Source organism: Vibrio sp. S11_S32, from assembly GCF_014694465.1.
Lineage (GTDB): Bacteria > Pseudomonadota > Gammaproteobacteria > Enterobacterales > Vibrionaceae > Vibrio > Vibrio algicola.
Window position 1 is genome coordinate 1 of record NZ_JAAUWS010000012.1, and the last position, 19,530, is coordinate 19,530.

Consider the following 19,530-nt stretch of genomic DNA (forward strand, 5'->3'; position numbering starts at 1 on the left):
CTTTTGCAAGAGATGTCGATGATTCGCCATCAAGGCAACGCTGAGCAATGTACAGCTTTAATTCTCTGATGTACTTAGACATAAAATAACCCCCAATGTTGGTGTCCAACTATTGGGGGTCAGTTCATAACGCAAGCCATTTTACTATGTAAATTAGGATATTTTGAGTATTAAACGATTAGCCTGGATGGCCATCGGCTCTTGCTTTACACAGCATAGGGCCAAATTTAAAGGTAAATAGTACAAAAGCGTAAATCCATAATGCGGCAGAGATATTAATCAGTTGCATCATATGCTCAGGCCAAAATGCCACGCCGATACCACGAGTCAATCCTGCGATGACCACCGCTAAAAAAGCATGCCACATGCCAGGGCCTTCATAAATTTTACGCCCTGTGTGACCCATAGTAACGCGCGCGATCATCGCTAAAATTAAACCAGCAATACCGCCAATCGCAAGTACGTGGATCATGTTGTGTGAAACAAAATAACCATTGCTGATCACGCCAACTAAAGCCAAACCTTTCAATAATAAACCAACTGGAATACACGCATACGAAGCATGTAGAGACCAAACAAGCGGCTCTTTTAATGTAGTCCAAGGTTTCCAACGTAGGAAACGAACCAGTTGCATCACGGCTGCAAAAATCATTAAGGCAGGGCTGGCAACTTCGGCAACGCTTGGGAAGAAGCTTAAAACAAACAAGCACACTAGCGGTGTATTGGCTCCGGCTTCTAACCACAATATTGGGTTTGGTTTGTCAAACTCCATACGGCGAGCGGTGAAGAATGGGATCACGCGGCCCCCCATGATAGAAATCAGCAACACAAACCACCAAATCATGGCTTCCCATACAGCAGTGGCAGAGAAAGGTGCGCTGCCATCAATGGTGGCGTAAGCGGCAAAGTTGGCCACAATGGCTAGTACAAAGAAAGCTAAGAAGATCAGGTTACGATAACCTTTCGCTTTTATGACTCTAAATGAGATTTCATAAGCCACCACCGCCAGAAATATGGCTTCAATCACCGAGATAACCCAAAGCGGTGTGGTGGTCCAAAATAAAACGCGAGGCAACAACCATAATAAAACCACAGCGGCTAATGCTTTATCTTTGGTGCCATTCACCCCAGTCCAGTTTTGTACTGCGGTTAATAAGAAGCCAGCTACAATCGCCATCGCAAAGCCAAAGATCATTTCATGTACATGCCACCAAAGCGCAGGAACATGTAACTGCTCTGGTTGGCCATGCTGGAAGGCATACACCCAAATTGCGATAGCCAGCGGGGCATAAATACCGCCAAGTAAAAAGAAAGGGCGAAAGCCGAGACGCAATAGCGGGGTAATTTTGTCTTCGATACTTTTGTCGGTTATGTTCATCATTAAAGATGGCTCCTAAAAATTGGGTGTTACTTAAAATAGAGGTGACTTGAGTGATTAACGTCGCGGTATTTTTGTTACTTTGAATGTCTAGATTCACAGTCAATATGCGATCTTTTGATACCGCGATACCGTAATTAGATACAAAGCATAAATCATGCCAGTTTTTATATTGTTGATTTAATTGTGTATTTATCATTATGAAAATCTTGTGATGTAAAATAAACATCGCGAGGTTATACTGACTTTTATTATAGTGAACAATAAAATTTTTTGAGATCAATTTTCTTATTTATTATTAACTTATTGGTAGCAATTATGGTAAAAAACACATCAAAGCATTCGGTAGAGCGCGTTTTATTGCAAATAGCGCTAAATTTAAATGCCCGTACCCCGACTTCGCAACATTATCAAAAATTGATCGATGCGTTGCAGCAAGTTTTACCTTGCGATGCCAGTGCATTATTCATTTTAGATCATCAGCAGCATCTTGTGCCGGTGGCAATGTATGGATTATCGAATGAAGTATTAGGCCGTACTTTTTTACCAGAACTCCACCCTCGTTTAAAAACCATATTAGCCAGTCGTAAACCGGTGCGTTTCGCGGCCAATTCCGATCTGCCCGATCCATTCGATGGTTTATTAAGTGATGATCCTCACCATAAAATAGATGTGCATGCCTGTATGGGGTGCAGCTTATATGTGGAAGATACCTTAGTTGGCGCGTTGACTTTAGATGCGCAAGCCATCGGAGCGTTTAAGTCGGTGGATGATTTCACGGTAGAAACTTTTGCTACTCTGGCGGCTGGGATTGTGCGCAATATCAGTTTGTTTGAAGCCTTAAATAAAGCCAATCACCAGCAACAATCAATTAATAAAGTGTTAATTGATGAGGCGCGCAATCGTGGCGGTAAATTGGTGGGGATCAGCCCGCAGATCAAAAAGCTGTTAGCCAATATTAAGATGGTGGCTAAATCGAATTATGCGGTGTTGATCAGCGGCGAGACCGGTACAGGTAAAGAGCTGGTAGCGCATAGAGTGCATGCCCAGAGTTTGCGATACGATAAACCTATGGTGTATGTAAACTGCGCCGCATTGCCAGAATCTATTGCAGAGAGTGAACTGTTTGGCCATGTAAAAGGGGCGTTTACCGGCGCAAATTCTCACCGTGCGGGTAAGTTTGAACTGGCCGATGGTGGCACTATATTTTTAGATGAAATAGGCGAGTTGCCATTACTGCTACAAGCTAAATTATTACGGGTTATTCAGCAAGGCGAAGTGCAGCGGGTGGGGGCGGATAAAAACAATTTAATCGATGTACGCATCATTGCTGCCACTAACCGAGATCTGAATAAAGAAGTGAGTGAAGGGCGTTTTCGTTCCGATCTCTTCCATCGCTTAAACGTTTTCCCGATACAGGTTGCGCCATTGCGTGATCGAGAAGGGGATATTCCAGTGCTCATTGGTCATGTTCTCGATACTATTCGCACTCAATTTCAGCTTAAAACCTTACATATCCACCCGCAAGCTCTACAACAATTAGAGCGTCAATCTTGGCTAGGTAATGTGCGCGAGCTGGAACATACCCTTATGCGCGCAGGGTTAAGAGCGATGCAAGAGCAGGGAAATCAAATTGAACTACATCATTTCACCAGCGATTTAATATTAGAGTCTAATGCTGTTAAAGCAAGCCAAGCTGAAAATAGTCAAGCTTCGGCGTTATTACCGCTAGAATCCACCCCAATGCGCAGCGCCGTTGAAGCCTATCAGAAACAACTTATTGAACACGCACTGCAACAAAGTGGTGGGGTGTGGGCTAAAGCGGCGGAATTTTTACAAATGGATCGCGGCAACTTATATAAAATGGGTAAAAAATTAGGCTTGTAAATATGAGTAAGCATGAGATTTTTATGTTAAATAGACCGATTTTACGAGTAATAACCAGGCTGATACAAAAACAAGGCATATATACCCGTCTTACTTGAAGCTGCAGCTTTGTTGGCTGCGCTAACTCACCCCCAATCACTTAGGCAAGCTAAGCTCATGGAGCTTCGTTTACTTGCCGCCTCACTACAACTTCAATTACTTTGGGTATAAATAATGAGGGGATAATTTTTGTTGTAAATATAACATCAATGCGATGTTGTATTTACAACGCCTATCATGGTTAATGACTTGTTAAATCGTCATAAATCAATAAATTAAAAGTTGGCATGCATCCTGCTGTACGGTAGTGAATCTATAAAATGGTCTTAGTGTTTAAGGCCACATAATAAATTAATTACTGGAGCTTCAAACTATGTTCTGTATTCAATGTGAACAAACTATCCGTACCCCTGTATCAAGCGGCTGTTCTTATTCTCAAGGTATGTGTGGTAAAACAAGCGATGTTTCTGATCTGCAAGACATCCTAGTATACGTACTACAAGGTGTGTCTTTCTGGGCTGAGCTTGGTCGTGAATATGGCATCATCGATTCTGAAATTGATGAGTGGGCACCAAAAGCATTCTTCTCTACTTTAACCAACGTTAACTTCGATGAAGACCGCATCATTGAGTTTTCAAACACAGCTTACCAATTCAAAGTTCGCTTAGAAGAAAAAGTACGCGCTGCCGCTCTATTAGCAGACAAAGCGTTACCAGAACTTTCTCCAGCAGCAATTTTCGAGCTTCCAACTGACCGTGAATCTCTACTTAAATTTGCACCATTAGCTGCCGTTAACCGTGGCCATGAAAGTGTTGATCCTGATGTTATGGGCCTACGTCTTCTTTGTCTTTACGGCTTAAAAGGCGCGGCAGCCTACATGGAACATGCTCGCATTCTTTCTCAAACAAGCGTTGAGATCTTCACTGAATACCATCAGATCATGGCATGGTTAGGTACTGAGCCACAAGATCTTCAAGCCTTGCTAGATTGCTCTATGCAAATCGGCATGATGAACTACAAAATCATGGAAACCCTTGACCGTGGTGAGACCCTAACTTTCGGTCACCCAGCACCCACTCAAGTTAACGTCAAAACCAAAAGCGGCAAATGTATTCTGGTTTCTGGTCACGATTTACATGATCTTGAGAAAATCTTGCAACAAACTGAAGGCAAAGGCATTAACGTTTACACTAACGGTGAAATGCTTCCTGCACACGGCTACCCAGAGCTTAACAAGTACCCACATCTAGCGGGTAACTACGGTAGTGCTTGGCAGAACCAACAAAAAGAATTCGCTAACTTCCCTGGCGCAATCGTAATGACATCAAACTGCTTGCTTAACCCAGAAGTAGGTCTATACGCTGATCGTCTATTTACTCGTAGCATCGTAGGTTGGCCTGGTGTTGCTCATCTTGAAGGTGACGACTTTAGCGCAGTGATTGATTGTGCATTAGCGCAAGACGGTTTCCAACATGATGAAATCGAACAAATGATCACAGTTGGATTCGGTCGTAACGCATTGATGGAAGCCGCGCCTGCTGTTATCGATCAAATCAAACAGGGTAACATCAGCCACTTCTTCCTAGTTGGCGGTTGTGACGGTGACAAAGTTGAGCGTAACTACTTCAACGAATTCACAAAACAAACGCCAGATGACAGCGTTATCTTGACGCTTGCGTGTGGTAAATTCCGCTTCAACAAAGAGCAACATGGTGAAATCAACGGCATTCCTCGTCTATTAGATGTTGGCCAATGTAACGATTCTTACTCTGCTATTCAGCTTGCACTTGCTCTTGCAAACGAGTTTGATTGTGGCGTGAACGATCTACCGCTAACACTGGTTCTTTCTTGGTTCGAGCAAAAAGCGATTGTGGTTCTGCTTACTCTTCTTGCATTAGGCATTAAAGGTATTTACACCGGTCCAACCAAACCTGCGTTCTTAACTGACAACCTAATGGCCGTTATTCAAGAGAAATTCGACTTACGAATGATCTCAACGGTTGAAGAAGATATGAAGACTATCCTAGGTGAAAAAGTCGCTTAATAATATCCGTCTTTAAATTTGTAGCTCGTTTCTTGATATAAAGGAACGAGCTATGTATTTTAAATAATGATGTATATTTCGCTAAAAATAGAGCAACGAGAGAAGAATATGACGCAATTCCAATGGCCTTCGAATGGTCCTGCAACTTTAGTATGTAAACGTAAATGGGCAGAGACTTCAAACAGCGTGAGTTTTACGTTAGCACCTGAATCTATTAATGATCAGGACATCGCATTCAACTTTATCCCTGGCCAATTTATTACTTTAGGGATCGAAATCGACGGTAAAATGGAATATCGCGCTTATTCATTAAGCTCAATGCCAAATCAAACCGAATTACAATTAACCATCAAGCGTGTAGCGGGTGGTAAAGTTTCAAACTATATCGTTGATAGCCTACAAGAAGGGCAAGCGGTATCGGTATTAAAACCTGCAGGTGAGTTTCACATTGAGCGCCGATCTCAAGATCAAGCGCACGGCAATCGCATTGTATTATTAAGCGCCGGTTGTGGTATTACGCCAGTTATGTCTATGGCAAAAACGCTATTGGCTAATAAAGATGACAGCACCGATATTCATTTTATCCATGCTGCCACTCAAATCGATCAAATCATCTATCATCAAGAATTATTAGCTATGGCTGAGCAACATGCGCGTTTTCATGTCAGCATCATGCTTGAATATGCCAAGGGCAGTGATTACTTAGAAGGGCGCTTAACTCAAGCCGCGCTAGCTAACTATTGTGCCGATATTGCTGAGCGCACCACTTTCTTATGTGGCCCTGTTGGTTTTATGGGCGCAATGCAAGAAAACCTACAAGCGTTAGGCATGGACATGGATAACTTCTATCAAGAAAGTTTTACCCCAGCGGAGTCAACTCAACCAGATGTTGAACTCAATAATGCTGATAAAGTTGAAGCATTAGCCAATGCCACTATATTTGTGCCAACGTTTGGCGCTCAAGTAGAAGCCAAGATCGGCAGTGCATTAATCGATGCATTAGAAGCGGCAAAAGTACCGGTAATTGCCGCGTGTCGTAGTGGTATTTGTGGCTCTTGTAAGTGCAAAGTGACCAAAGGCGAATTTACTCGCACCAGTACCGAAACGCTTACCGTAGATGAAATCGAGCAAGGTTTCGTATTGGCGTGTTCTTGCCAAGTCCATTCTGATCTAGAAGTTGCGCTTAACTAATACTGATTCCATTTAATATTTGATTAATTTGAATACGCCGAAAAGACGCTGACCCTTCCTTGGTCGCTTGAGAAAAGGCCATCCATGTCCTTTGATACTTTTCTCTGTATTCAATTTTGAACGGACATTAAATTTATGGAATGGGTATCCATTAGATAAGCGGTTTTAAAATATAAAAATGGGAACCACTGGTTATAAAGTGGTACCCATTTTTGTGTCTGAAATTTGAGTTGGATTTTTCAGATAGCGAATAAACGATTATTTTTTCGCTGGGGTGTAACCATAATCGGTGATGATTTTTTGCCCATCGTTAGACGTTATAAAGCCTAAGAAAGACTCGATAGACGGATCTTTATGATCTTTCTTTTGTACCACTAAAAATGGTCGGCTGAGTTTGTAGTCACCGTTGGCAATATTGGCAGAAGTTGGATCGACACCGTTAAAATCCACTGCTTTAATTGATTTATCCAGTGAACCCATCGAAACGAAACCAATCGCTTGAGGGTTATTGTTGATTAATGTCTTCATCATACCATTGCTGTTGACCACTAAAATTTTTGGACTGATGTTCGATACCAGTTGGTTATTGACTACTCTGGTCAAGCCTAACAAGCTTTCAAAACTGTAACGTGAACCTGAAGAGGCTTCGCGAGTGACAACCGCAATACCTTTATCTTCGCCGCCAACTTGTTTCCAGTTAGTGATCTCACCTTGATAGATTTTAGCTAATTGCTCACGAGTTAAATTACTGACTGGATTGGCAATATTGGTAGCAATGGCCAGTCCATCATGAGCAATGGTGGTGATGGTCAGATCTTTTCTTAACTCGGCTTCGGTTAAATAACGTGAACTCATCCCTAAGTCGGCCACGCCCTTAGTGGCAAGAATGATACCGGCTGTCGAATCTACCCCTTGAACCGCAATATAAGATTCTGGGTGGGTTTTGTTGTAGCTTTCTGCCAGCACATCCATCACTCGAGTGACAGAGCTTGAGCCTGATACCACAATATCTTTGGCGTAAGCGTTTGAAATAAAAATAAGTGAGGATAACAATCCGGTTAGTAACACTCGTAACATGTAGGTCTCCAAAGGTGATGAGTTACTTAGGTATAATTTTCAATAATTATATGTTTGTTATATGACAGTTATGTGAATCGGAGTGCGATCCTTACCAGAGGAGAGGTGTTTATGTTTGTCAGTCTATGCGTTAGATAACAAAACCAAAGAAGTGATTGGGGCTATACTAAATCAAGTTCATTATTTATGGATTGGGAGGTTTTATGCCAACTGAAATTGAAATTCAAAGAATAAAGCGTAGGGCAGAGCAACTCTGTCATTGGCGCAATGAGAATGTATCGGCAGAACTTGGTAAGGCTTGCTTTGATATTCAAGCGCAACAATTCGTTTTCTATAAAACGGCATTTGCGGTTGATTCTATCCATTGCCAACGAGATATTGAAGTAGCGAAGCTGCATTATGAGCCAACAGGCAAACAGTGGCACTTATTTATTCGTAGCAATGATAATGACATTAACCGTGACGTGGAATGGCAAGCGCATATTACTCACCCAATGCATGTGGATGCTTTATCTTTATTGAGTGTGATTGAAAGAGATCAAGACGAATATATTTGGGGCTAGAGCGGCGATTATCAGGCACCTCTATTTTTTGTACCCGTAGTTAGCCTCTTTCAAGTGAGAAAAGGCTATCCATGGTCTTTGACACTTTTCTCTGTACTCAATTTTGAACGATCATTAAATTTATGCAATGGGTATAACAGTGATGTGATTACCCATAAGCCCATAAAACCAATAAACCATAAACCAATAAAAAAGCACCTCCGTAAGCGAAGATGCTTTATGTGTCATAAATACAGACGTTATATGTGCCGTTAAGCGTTGTTTATTTACTTACTTTTTTTCATCAATGCTTGCTACATCGGTGGTAACGTCTGAAGAGTCCTGCAACGGGGCAAAAGTTTGCGTCGGTTTGGCGGTAATGTTACGCGTATCGGTGCTGACATTCAGCAGCGTTACCTCAATGACATCACCCAACTTAAACTCAACATTTTTATCGATTTCGATCGTGCCCAATTCACGCGAGCCTACAATGCGTTCTTTGTTATCAATAATTTGTGAGCAAGGAATAAAGACCGCTGCGCCATTAGCCAATAGTCGAGCTCGCATACCGGCGCGATTAACATCAAAGATCTCGGCTGCAAATTTAGTGCCATTTTTAGGCTCATTAATCAAAGTGCGCGCGTACAACCAATCACCGACATTACGTTCGGCCATGCCATGATAGCGACGACATAATGATAACTCTTCGCCAATGGTTTCATCGGGCACTTGGACCGGTGCTTTATCAAGAATTAACGCTTTTAACATACGGTGGTTGATCATATCGCCGTATTTACGGATTGGTGAAGTCCAAGTGGCGTAGATATCCAGCCCCATCGCGTAATGCTCGGCTGGCATGTGATTAATCTCACTGTAAGCCTGACACTTACGAATGCGGTTATCTAAGTAAGAAGTGTCTTGCTTGCCTAACCAACGGCGTAAGGCGCTAAAGCCTTCTAAAGTCACGATAGATTCAGCAGTAAAACCTTGCTCACCTTCAGGATCAACTAACTCAATAATATCTTTTAGCTTATCTTCTTTAAAGCCAGCGTGAGTATTAAAGATACCGGATTGGAATTTTTGCTTCAGCGCACTGCCGGCACAAATATTGGCGGTGATCATGGCTTCTTCTACCAACTTATTGGCGGTGCGACGTAAATCGGCGTGGATCGCGACCACATCGTTGTCTGGGCTTAATTCAAAGCGGTAATCTGGGCGATCTGGGAATACCACCGCATTGTTTAAACGCCAAGTAGCGCGAGCTTGAGCTAATTGATGCAATGTTGCCACAACCGGAGCGATATTGTCTTGTGGTTGCCAAGCGTTATCTTTATTTTCAAGCCAATCCGAAACATTATCATAAGCAAGACGGGCATGAGATTTCATATTTGCAGCAAAGAAATGAATATCATCGCCGATCACGCCATCTTTAGAGACCGTCACCGAACAACATAAAGCAGGGCGCAGTTCATCTTGTTTGAGTGAACATAAGTCATCGGCGAGATCGCGCGGCAGCATTGGAATATTGCGACCAGGTAAATAGATAGTGAAGCCACGTTTACGCGCCACTTTATCCATCTCTGAATCTGGAATGATATACGCGGTTGGATCGGCAATGGCGATGGTCAGTTTAAAATCGCCTTCAGGCGTGGTCTCTGCGTATAGTGCATCATCCATATCTTTGGTCGATTCACCATCAATAGTGACAAACGGTGTTGCCGTCATATCAATGCGTTCTAATGCCTCATCATCCATCAACTGCCATTGTTGGCCTTCTTCCAAACCCGCAGGCTCGCAGTTGGGTAAATCATTTTGCGCTAATGTCACCCACCAAGGGGCAATTTTATCGTCGGCATCAGTGATCTTGGCAGAAATTTCAACTAAGAATTGCTCATGGGAAGTGTCTGAATTGAGAGGATGCTCAATCAGATGCGCCACTACCCAGTCGCCTTCATTTAAGGTTTCTGGGTTTACGCCTTTACGTGCTTTGGCTTTAAGAGACAATTTACGCAGTTGCGGGTGATCGGGTAGCACATTCAAACGGCCTTTGAATTTCTTCACTCGGGCAATAAAACGGGTTAAAGACGGCTCAATAAGTTCGTCCGGTTCTGCGCTTTCTTTGTCGTTCTCACTGCGAATGATGGCCACGACTTTGTCGCCATGAATGCATTTTTTCATAAAAGCGGGTGGGATGAAGTAGCTCTTCTTGCTGTCTACTTCTAGAAAACCAAAGCTTTTATCGGTGGCTTTCACGGTGCCTTCTTTTTTAGGCAAAGTTTGTTTCATTTGTTGTTTGAGTTGAGCGAGGAGCGGATTATCAGAAAACATGGGCTTCTTTCTAAATTAGTGAGTCGAATTCTATGAGGCACACTATAATCATTGCATAAAGAGATTGCCACTTTATTAGCGGTTCAGTGGGTTAACCTCAAATATTGAGAAAGACGAGGGCTGTAATTGATAAGCAGCGCTCTCTATAATGTTAAATAATCAGGTATTGGTGAATAATTTTACATATTTTAGGCTAAATAGAACAAAATTGTGATGAAATTCAATTTTTCCTAGCTTTTTTTGTGTTTATAGGGCAGAATTCGCCTCCCTTAATGATGTCCCGAAACAGCTTAAGGCGTTTTCTACCTAATCCATGATTTTTATGGAACACGAAGTTAGGGTAGGTATGAGAGGTAGTAGAGCTTAATGGGACCGAAATTTTCCTTAAATAAGTAGGAACCCCATGTCAGAAAATCAAACTAAATTCGTCGATCTTGATCTTAACGAAAATCTTTTATCTGCACTAAATTCAATGGGCTTTGAAACCCCAACTCCAATTCAAGCCGCTTCTATTCCTTTTCTTCTAGAAGGTAAAGATGCGCTAGGTAAAGCACAAACCGGTACTGGTAAAACAGCTGCGTTCTCTTTACCCGTTCTAAATAAAATCGATCTTAAGCAACATAAACCACAAGCCATCGTTATGGCACCGACTCGCGAACTTGCTATTCAAGTTGCAGCAGAAATCAAAGTACTTGGCCAAAACATTAAAGGCTTGAAAGTAATTGAAATTTACGGTGGTGCATCAATCGTTGATCAAATGCGTGGCCTGAAAAATGGTTCTCACATTGTTGTTGGTACTCCTGGTCGTGTTAAAGACTTAATTAACCGTCGCTCTCTTCAATTAGACGAAGTAAAAACATTCGTACTTGATGAAGCCGATGAAATGCTAAAAATGGGTTTTGTTGATGATGTAACATGGATCATGGAACAAGCTCCAGAATCTGCGCAACGCGTATTGTTCTCAGCCACTATGCCTCCAATGGTTAAGACTATTGTAGACCGCTTCCTACGTAACCCTGCTCGCGTCGATGTTGCTGGTGAAAACCGCACAGTAGCGAAAGTAGAGCAACAATATTGGGTAGTAAAAGGCGTAGAAAAAGACGAAGCAATGAGCCGTCTGCTTGAAACTGAAGAAATCGATGCTTCAATCGTATTCGTTCGTACTCGTCAAGATACTGAGCGTCTGTCTGATTGGTTATCGGCTCGTGGCTTTAAATCTGCTGCGCTTCATGGTGATATTCCTCAAGCACAACGTGAACGTACGGTTGATAACATCAAACGTGGCGTGATCGATATTCTTGTTGCGACTGACGTGGTTGCTCGTGGTCTTGATGTTCCACGTATCACGCACGTATTTAACTACGATATCCCATTCGATACTGAATCATACATTCACCGTATTGGCCGTACTGGTCGTGCTGGACGTACTGGTAAAGCAGTATTATTGGTTCGTACTAACCAAATTCGTATGCTTCGCACTATTGAGCGTGTTACTAAATCAAGCATGGAAGAAATTCAACTTCCAAACCGCGATAAAGTAGCAGAAGCTCGTCTGATTAAATTAGGTGCTGAGTTAGAATCAGAAAAAGGTAGCTCTGCACTTGCAAGCTTTGCTGAACTGATTGAAAAACTAAAAGTTTCTTTAGAAGTAGATGCTGCAACTCTTGCCGCTATCTTGCTTAAGCGTCAACAAGGTAAACGTCCTTTGTTCTACCAAGGTCCAGATCCTATGATTGATGCTATTGCTCGTGATAGCAAACGTCGCGCAGAACGTCGTGATAATCCACGTGATGGCGGCCGTGATGGTGGTCGTTCGTTCGGTGGCACTAAGCAAGATTGGGATACTTACCAATTACAAGTTGGTCGTGACAGTGGCGTTCAAGTTAAAGATATCGTTGGCGCATTGGCAAACGAGCTTGGCTTAACTAAGCATTCAATCGGTGCGATTAAACTGGCTCAAGGTCATACTTTTGTTCAGTTACCAAAAGCAATGACTTCTGAAGTTGCGGGTAAGCTTAAGAAATTACGCATTCGTCAAAAAGAAGTTGGCGCGATTGTGTGTGACTTTGATGATTTCCGTGAATCACGTGGTCCTCGTGGTGGTGCTGGTTCTGGTGCTCCTCGTCGTGACGGCGGAAACTTCCGTGGCGGACGTGGTGGCGAAGGTCATCGTGGTCGTCGTGATGGTGGTGCTTCTGCTGGTGGTCGTGATGGCGAACGTCGTTTTGACCGTAACCGCACAAGTGGCAAGCCTGCGGCTCCTCGCACTAACCGCGACGCATAAGATTAACATTTAATACTCAGTCTCAGACGAGTATAAGATGATGAAACCGAGATAAGCTCTGTGCTATCTCGGTTTTTTTGTCTTGGGTTTGGGTATTTTGAACTTTAGTTTAGGATCGGACGTATTTAAATACACGTTTCTTGCTGATCATGACTACACTTTCACACGTTATCGAGTGTGGACTTGTTAGGTTGTTTTGGGAGGGCTAGGGAGGATTCATGCTTTTTGTTCAAATAAAGTTATATCTTTCACAGCAGAAATTAATTCAAAGTATGCGCTAGATCAACTTAAGCCAGACTCTTTAAGCTCTTTTCACAAAGAAAAGTTGAAAGTTTAAAAAATTATTGAATAATGGTACCCATGTTCACAAACAAACGAGTTGCGGTATTACTACCCTAAGTCACAAGGGTATAGACCCCTCTGTTTTACTCAATAGCATATAAGAGAAACCTCATGTCAAATAAATATGTCCTCGTTATCAACTCTGGTAGTTCTTCACTTAAGTTTGCCGTTATCAATTCAGTATCTGGTGATGCAGTATTAACGGGTCTAGGCGAATGTTTTGGCCTAGAAGATTCTCGTATGAGCTGGAAGTATCAAGGTAACAAACAAGAAGTTTCAATTGTTGGTGAAGAAAATCATCACCAACTTGCTATCGGTAAATTAGTTGGCATTGTTGCGGAATACGACTTAACTGATGCCATCATCGCTGTTGGCCACCGTATCGTTCATGGTGGTGAGAAATTCACAAAAACAGTACAAATTGATGAGCAAGTATTAAAAGATATCGAAGCAGTAAAAGAACTTGCACCTTTACACGCACCTGCCAACGTTATTGGTATTAAAGCTGCTTTAGCCGCTTTCCCAACGTTGCCACAGTTTGCCGTGTTTGATACTGCATTCCACCAAACAATGCCAGCTAAAGCCTTTACCGGCGCAATTGATAAGACGCTTTACGATCAATACGCAATTCGTCGTTACGGTTTCCACGGTACTAGCCATTACTTCGTGAGTCGTGAAGCCGCTAAGATGATTAATAAGCCAGTGGAAGAAAGCAGCTTTATCTCTGTTCACCTTGGTAACGGCGCATCAGTTTGTGCAATTAAAAATGGTGAGAGTGTTGATACTAGCATGGGCTTTACACCGCTTGCAGGCCTTATGATGGGCACTCGTTGTGGTGATTTGGATCCAGGCATCATTGAGTTTTTGATCAACAAAGGCTGGTCGGCTGAGAAAGTATTTGAAACATTGAATAAAAAATCAGGTTTCTTAGGCGTGTCGGGTTTAACCAGCGATGCTCGCGGCATTTTAGAAGCAATGGAAGAAGGCCATGAAGGCGCAACATTAGCATTCCAAGTGTTTACTTACCGCGTGGCAAAATACATTGGCTCTTACATGGTGGCACTTGATAACCTAGACGGCATTATCTTCACCGGTGGTATTGGTGAAAATGCATTGCCAATTCGTCGCGAAATTTTAAAGTACCTTAAAATCTTTGGCTACAAAGAGAATGAAGCTGCGGATGCCGATGCTCGATTTGGCGCAGAAGGGATCATTACTATCGCTGATTCTCCAGTGGCGATGGTTATCCCAACCAATGAAGAATTCGTTATTGCTCAAGAGTCAGTGGCTTTAATGGCCTAATGCAAGCAAAAGTTAAAACGGCAAAAGCCACAGCTTAAAATAAGCTGTGGCTTTTTTGTTGAAAAATTGGTGGTGGAGTTTACAAAATCTGATCGTAAGATTTACCTCGTGGTCACTTAATCATCAATGAAGCAAAATTGGGTTATGAAACTCTAATGGCGTTGAAGAGGCAAATAACCTTGCATCGGTATTTAAAGAGACAGGACCACAGTCGATACAAATCAACTCTTCTCCATACTCAGATAATAAAAACTCTTCGCTCGAACATAATGGGCAGCAGCAAATATCCAAATCAACGTCCAAAGCAGGCTTTCTTGTTACTTTTTTTATATTCATAATGTATGCCTTCTGTCGTTCTTATTCATTATGTGTATGCGATAGTGATTCTGTACATAGTTAACTCGATAAAAAAGCAATATAGCGAGTCTGTTTACATTCCTATGTAACTAAGGCTTGTGTCGGTTACATATCAAAAATTATTGTCTCATAAATTTAATTGATTAGTTTATAATCGCATGAACTTATGAGATGTGTATCTTGTTTTAACCAAACGCTGACATTATTCAATCGCCTGTCCAGCTGGTCTTTCCGATGTTATTAGTATGTGTAAAACCTCAATACAGCCACAGCGAAATTTGTTAAACTTCAGCCAATTATTTGTGTCTTCAACATTAGGTTCTCATGTCGTTTCAAACTCTAGGTTTAGATCCCCGCTTGGTCGATTGCGTTAAGCAGTTAGGCTTCATTTCACCCACACCTATTCAAGAACAAGCGATCCCGTTATTGCTACAAGGTGATGATGTGTTAGCTTGCGCACAAACGGGCACCGGTAAAACCGCCGCGTTTGGACTGCCTTTAATCCAAAAAATCATGCAGCAAAAGCAAGATACACTTGAAGCAAAGATAGAGGTTGAAACAAGCACTAAGACTTTGCTTGATACGGATAAAGATCATCCAGTCACACCGCGCAAAGTCAATCGTTCGGTAAGTGGTTTAGTGCTGACCCCAACCCGAGAATTGGCGCAGCAAGTTTTTGACAGTTTAGTCTCATACAATCAAGGTTTGAATATTGTGGTGGTGTACGGTGGCACCAGTATGAGTGTGCAAACCAAAGAATTAGCCAAAGGGGCAGATATTGTCGTTGCCACACCTGGGCGTTTATTGGACCATTTGTTTGTCGGCAATATTCATTTAAAAGACACCCAAAGTTTGGTGTTAGATGAAGCCGACAGAATGCTGGATATGGGCTTTATGCCTGATCTACAACGTATTTTACGCCGCATGAATAGTGACCGCCAAACCTTATTCTTTTCAGCCACCTTTACTAAACGGATCCGAGAAGTCGCTTACAAAATGCTAAAATCGCCGAAAGAAGTGCAAATTGCGGCGCAAAACAGTACCGCTGAAAGTGTTGAGCAAATGGTGTATCCCGTCGATAAATCGCGCAAACGTGAACTGCTGGCGTATTTGATTGGTTCAAGAAACTGGCGACAAGTGTTGGTGTTTACTAAAACTAAACAAACTTCCGACATGCTGGCCAAAGAATTGAAATTGGATGGTATAAACGCAGCGTCGATTAATGGTGATAAAAGCCAAGGCGCACGCCAAAAAGCGCTCGATGATTTTAAATCAGGAAAAGTTCGCGCATTAATTGCGACCGATGTTGCGGCGCGCGGACTCGACATCCAACAATTGCCACAAGTGGTAAACTACGAACTGCCATTTCAAGCCGAAGATTATATTCACCGCATAGGTCGCACCGGTCGCGCAGGGGAAACGGGACAAGCTTTTTCGCTAATGTGCCCACAAGAGCAATATTTACTCGATGCGATTGAAACCTTATTAGATAAGCGTTTGCCACAACAATGGCTAGAAGGGTATGAGCCAAGCTTTAGCGATCCAGAAGAGCCACAAATGAAACGTGGTCGTTCAGCTGAAAAGCGCAAACTCAAAGCCAAACTTAAGATCCACAGCCAACGCGGTAAGCGACGTTAATCTATTTCTTCTGGCGGCGCGATTATCATGGTCGCCAAGCAACGTGGTCGTTCGATATCTTGCGGCTTAATATGCAACTGCTGGCTGATATTGAGATTAAACTGTTGCCAATGCGCAAAGAGGGCATCGTCGTCGCTTGGTTGCTCAAATACATGCGGAAGTAAAGGGCGTAACGTACTGGCGGAGTGAGAGTACAATGTCACCTGCCAGCGTAATGTTTTGCCCGTGAGCAACGAGTCTGGGTACTGTTGCTTAAATTGGATCATTAAGTTTTCAATCACTTCATTGACGTGAATACTTGGGTCGAGTAAATAATTGACCATTTTTTTGTCTTGTCGTACTGCGTCGGCTAAAAAACGAATCGCACGCGGATCATGCAAGCTACAAGCTAACACTCGATTCATTAACTTATACAATAAGATATTGGCGGGTAAATCCTGCGGCAGTGAATCGATAATATGTTGAAAATAATTCTTAAAATGCAGCGATAAGTGATCACTAATATGCTGCCAGATTTTCTCTTTGCTGCCAAAATGATAGCGTAATAAGCTATGAGAAACTCCAGCCTGCTCACTGATCAAACGCAGTGATACCCGTTTATAGCCTAATTTTGCAAACAATGAGCCAGCAACCGACAAGATTTGTCTTTTGGTCTGTTTCGCTTCTTGTGCGCTACGCCGACCTTGTTTTTTTTCCGTTCCTGTATCCACAGATAGCCTCATTTTTACGGTCATATACTGTCCGGTAGGATAGTATACTGCAGTAGTAATCAACTAGCGAAGTTTTTGTTGCTTTAATGGTATGTATATAATTAACACTATTTTTATTATTTTCCCTTCTAGTTTTAGGTCTTATATTTTCGTGCAATCGAAGCCCGTTAACGCTATTGTGTCTTAATCGCAATTAGTTTGAGGTGGCTTTATGAAAATCGCAATGTTCAGTACTAAATCCTACGATGTTTCTTCTTTTGAAAAAATGAACCAATCATATAGTTTTGAATGTCAATTTTTTAATTTCAGGTTAACCAAACAAACCGCTGCAATTGCCGAAGATGCAGAAGTGGTGTGCGCCTTTGTGAATGATGATCTCAGTGCGCCCGTACTTGAAAGGTTGGCCAAGCAAGGTACCAAATTAATTGCTATGCGTTGCGCAGGTTTTGATAGAGTTGATTTAGAGGCCGCTAAACGTTTAGGACTGCAAGTCGTTCGTGTTCCTGCTTATTCACCAGAAGCCATTGCCGAACATGCGGTTGGTATGATGATGTGTTTGAATCGTCGTTTTCATAAAGCGTATCAACGTACTCGTGATGCGAACTTCTCGCTTGAAGGTCTTACCGGCTTTAATTTTTATGGTAAAACAGTCGGTGTGGTAGGCTCAGGGAAAATTGGCTTTGCAACCATGCGTATTCTTAAAGGTTTAGGCATGAATATTTTGTGTTTCGACCCATATCCAAACCAGCAAACCATTGACCTTGGTGTCACGTATACCACACTTGATGACATCTATCAGCAAGCGGATGTCATCACACTTCACTGTCCGTTAATGGATGAAAATCGCGATATGCTCAATACTGACTCTTTTAAAAAGATGAAAGATAACGTAATGATCATCAATACTAGTCGTGGTGGACTGTTGAACTCATCTGATGCGATTGAAGCGCTTAAAATGGGTAAAATAGGGGCGTTAGGTTTGGATGTTTATGATCATGAGAAAGAGCTATTTTTCCAAGATAAATCCAATGATATTATTACTGATGATACTTTCCGTCGCTTATCCGCCTGTCATAATGTGATTTTTACTGGACATCAAGCTTATTTAACCGATGAAGCCTTGCAAAATATAGCGGATACTACATTGGCGAACATCAAAGCTTTTTCTCAACAACAAACGTCGGGTAATGAAATAATTAACATCAATTAAGCTTATTTTCAGGGGAGATCACTACCATTCTTCCATCTTAGCGCTAACTCCTGTATAAGGGCGCTATGAAAATACCCAATAGAATACAACCCCTGATCGATGAAGGTTTAATCGATGATGTGATCGCTCAGTTAATGAGTGGTAAAGAAGCGACCGTGTACGTTATTCGGTGTGGCGAAGAGATCCGCTGCGCCAAAGTATACAAAGAAGCCGATAAACGCAGCTTTAAAAAAGCAGTGCAATATCAGGAAGGTCGTAAAGTTCGAAACAGCCGTCGTGCTCGCGCCATGGGCAAAGGCTCTAAATTTGGTCGTGAACAACAAGAACAAGTGTGGCAAACCGCTGAAGTCGATGCGCTATACCGTTTAGCCGATGCTGGGGTGCGCGTTCCTCAGCCATTTGGTTGCTTTGATGGTGTGTTGATCATGGAATTAGTCACCGATGCTACCGGACACACTGCGCCTCGTTTAAATGATGTCAGTATGTCGGAACAAGAGGCTATTCGTGATCACGCTGTGGTGATGGATTACGTTAAGCGTATGTTGTGCGCTGGCATCGTACATGGTGATTTGTCCGAGTTTAACGTATTGGTCGATGGCGAAGGTCCGGTGATCATCGACTTACCTCAAGCCGTCGATGCCGCAGCGAACAATAATGCTCAATGGATGTTAGAGCGCGATATTACCAATATGACTCAATATTATGGTCAATACGCGCCACAACTGCTCGATAGTCAATATTGCAAAGAAATGTGGGCGTTATACGAAGTCGGTGAATTAAAGCCAGATACCAAATTGACAGGGGAGTTTGAAGAAATTTTGATCAATGCCGATGTCAATCTGGTATTAGATGAAATTCAAGCCGCCTTTGATGAAGCGCAAGAGCGTAAACGTATCATGCAAGAAGCGGAAGAAGACTAAACCCTTCGTACTTGAAGCCGCAGCTTTGTTGCCTGCGTTAACTCACCCCAATCACTTAGGCAAGCTTTCTATTTATAAAAGAAAGCTCATGGGGTTTCGTTCATTTGTCGCCTAACTGCAACGTCAATTACTTTGGGTTATGACCGTTATCATTAAGTTGAAATGAACAGATTGTATCGATTATTTGATGCTTTTTAATAAATAAACTATAAGCGATGCAATGGAATGCCGCAGATGTTGAAGTGACCCTTCACTGTCTGCGGCATTTTTTGTTTTTAAAC

At 42.3% G+C, this 19,530-nt stretch carries 14 protein-coding genes; 9 read left to right on the top strand and 5 right to left on the bottom strand.

Annotated features, from left to right (window positions below; all coding sequences use genetic code 11):
* Positions 1-178 precede the first annotated feature (178 nt).
* Positions 179-1,381, bottom strand: coding sequence for an NnrS family protein (locus HC723_RS08425; protein WP_190338756.1), 1,203 nt, complete (start codon positions 1,379-1,381; stop codon positions 179-181).
* A gap of 315 nt (positions 1,382-1,696) precedes the next feature.
* On the opposite strand from HC723_RS08425, the gene norR reads away from it, so the two are divergent.
* From norR to HC723_RS08440, 3 genes are all read left to right on the top strand, one after another.
* Positions 1,697-3,265 (top strand): nitric oxide reductase transcriptional regulator NorR, encoded by a 1,569-nt coding sequence (norR, locus tag HC723_RS08430; protein ID WP_153448661.1) that lies wholly within the window; start codon positions 1,697-1,699, stop codon positions 3,263-3,265.
* Positions 3,266-3,677: 412 nt separating this feature from the next.
* Positions 3,678-5,348 carry a hydroxylamine reductase gene (gene hcp, locus HC723_RS08435; RefSeq protein ID WP_190338757.1) on the top strand — a complete coding sequence of 557 codons (1,671 nt, stop codon included), beginning with the start codon at positions 3,678-3,680 and terminating at the stop codon, positions 5,346-5,348.
* Positions 5,349-5,456: 108 nt separating this feature from the next.
* Positions 5,457-6,539, top strand: a complete 1,083-nt coding sequence (locus HC723_RS08440) for a hybrid-cluster NAD(P)-dependent oxidoreductase (protein ID WP_190338758.1) — start codon at positions 5,457-5,459, stop codon at positions 6,537-6,539.
* A 258-nt stretch (positions 6,540-6,797) separates the two neighbouring features.
* Here HC723_RS08440 and HC723_RS08445 read toward each other — a convergent pair whose 3' ends face one another.
* A complete protein-coding gene (locus tag HC723_RS08445) occupies positions 6,798-7,616 on the bottom strand; it encodes a phosphate ABC transporter substrate-binding protein (protein WP_153448658.1) in 819 nt (272 codons plus the stop codon).
* A 203-nt stretch (positions 7,617-7,819) separates the two neighbouring features.
* Between HC723_RS08445 and HC723_RS08450 the strand changes: the two genes are divergently transcribed.
* Positions 7,820-8,179 carry a DUF3024 domain-containing protein gene (locus HC723_RS08450; protein WP_190338759.1) on the top strand — a complete coding sequence of 120 codons (360 nt, stop codon included), beginning with the start codon at positions 7,820-7,822 and terminating at the stop codon, positions 8,177-8,179.
* 270 nt (positions 8,180-8,449) lie between these two features.
* Here HC723_RS08450 and rnb read toward each other — a convergent pair whose 3' ends face one another.
* On the bottom strand, positions 8,450-10,486 hold the full coding sequence (rnb, locus tag HC723_RS08455; protein ID WP_190338760.1) for an exoribonuclease II: 2,037 nt from the start codon (positions 10,484-10,486) through the stop codon (positions 8,450-8,452).
* 403 nt (positions 10,487-10,889) lie between these two features.
* Between rnb and HC723_RS08460 the strand changes: the two genes are divergently transcribed.
* Positions 10,890-12,770, top strand: coding sequence for a DEAD/DEAH box helicase (locus HC723_RS08460; protein WP_190338761.1), 1,881 nt, complete (start codon positions 10,890-10,892; stop codon positions 12,768-12,770).
* Positions 12,771-13,223: 453 nt separating this feature from the next.
* Positions 13,224-14,414, top strand: a complete 1,191-nt coding sequence (locus HC723_RS08465) for an acetate/propionate family kinase (RefSeq protein ID WP_190338762.1) — start codon at positions 13,224-13,226, stop codon at positions 14,412-14,414.
* A 123-nt stretch (positions 14,415-14,537) separates the two neighbouring features.
* Here HC723_RS08465 and HC723_RS08470 read toward each other — a convergent pair whose 3' ends face one another.
* Positions 14,538-14,750 carry a hypothetical protein gene (locus HC723_RS08470; protein ID WP_153448653.1) on the bottom strand — a complete coding sequence of 71 codons (213 nt, stop codon included), beginning with the start codon at positions 14,748-14,750 and terminating at the stop codon, positions 14,538-14,540.
* 345 nt (positions 14,751-15,095) lie between these two features.
* Here HC723_RS08470 and HC723_RS08475 point away from each other — a divergent pair, with 345 nt between their 5' ends.
* Positions 15,096-16,409, top strand: coding sequence for a DEAD/DEAH box helicase (locus HC723_RS08475; RefSeq protein WP_153448652.1), 1,314 nt, complete (start codon positions 15,096-15,098; stop codon positions 16,407-16,409).
* Here HC723_RS08475 and HC723_RS08480 read toward each other — a convergent pair.
* A complete protein-coding gene (locus HC723_RS08480; protein ID WP_178306521.1) occupies positions 16,406-17,119 on the bottom strand; it encodes a TetR/AcrR family transcriptional regulator in 714 nt (237 codons plus the stop codon). The two genes, HC723_RS08475 and HC723_RS08480, sit on opposite strands and share 4 nt — an antisense overlap.
* A 211-nt stretch (positions 17,120-17,330) precedes the next feature.
* Here HC723_RS08480 and HC723_RS08485 point away from each other — a divergent pair, with 211 nt between their 5' ends.
* Both HC723_RS08485 and HC723_RS08490 read left to right on the top strand, forming a co-directional pair.
* A complete protein-coding gene (locus tag HC723_RS08485) occupies positions 17,331-18,329 on the top strand; it encodes a 2-hydroxyacid dehydrogenase (RefSeq protein ID WP_153448650.1) in 999 nt (332 codons plus the stop codon).
* A gap of 65 nt (positions 18,330-18,394) precedes the next feature.
* On the top strand, positions 18,395-19,249 hold the full coding sequence (locus tag HC723_RS08490; protein WP_153448649.1) for a PA4780 family RIO1-like protein kinase: 855 nt from the start codon (positions 18,395-18,397) through the stop codon (positions 19,247-19,249).
* The last annotated feature ends 281 nt before the right edge of the window (positions 19,250-19,530 follow it).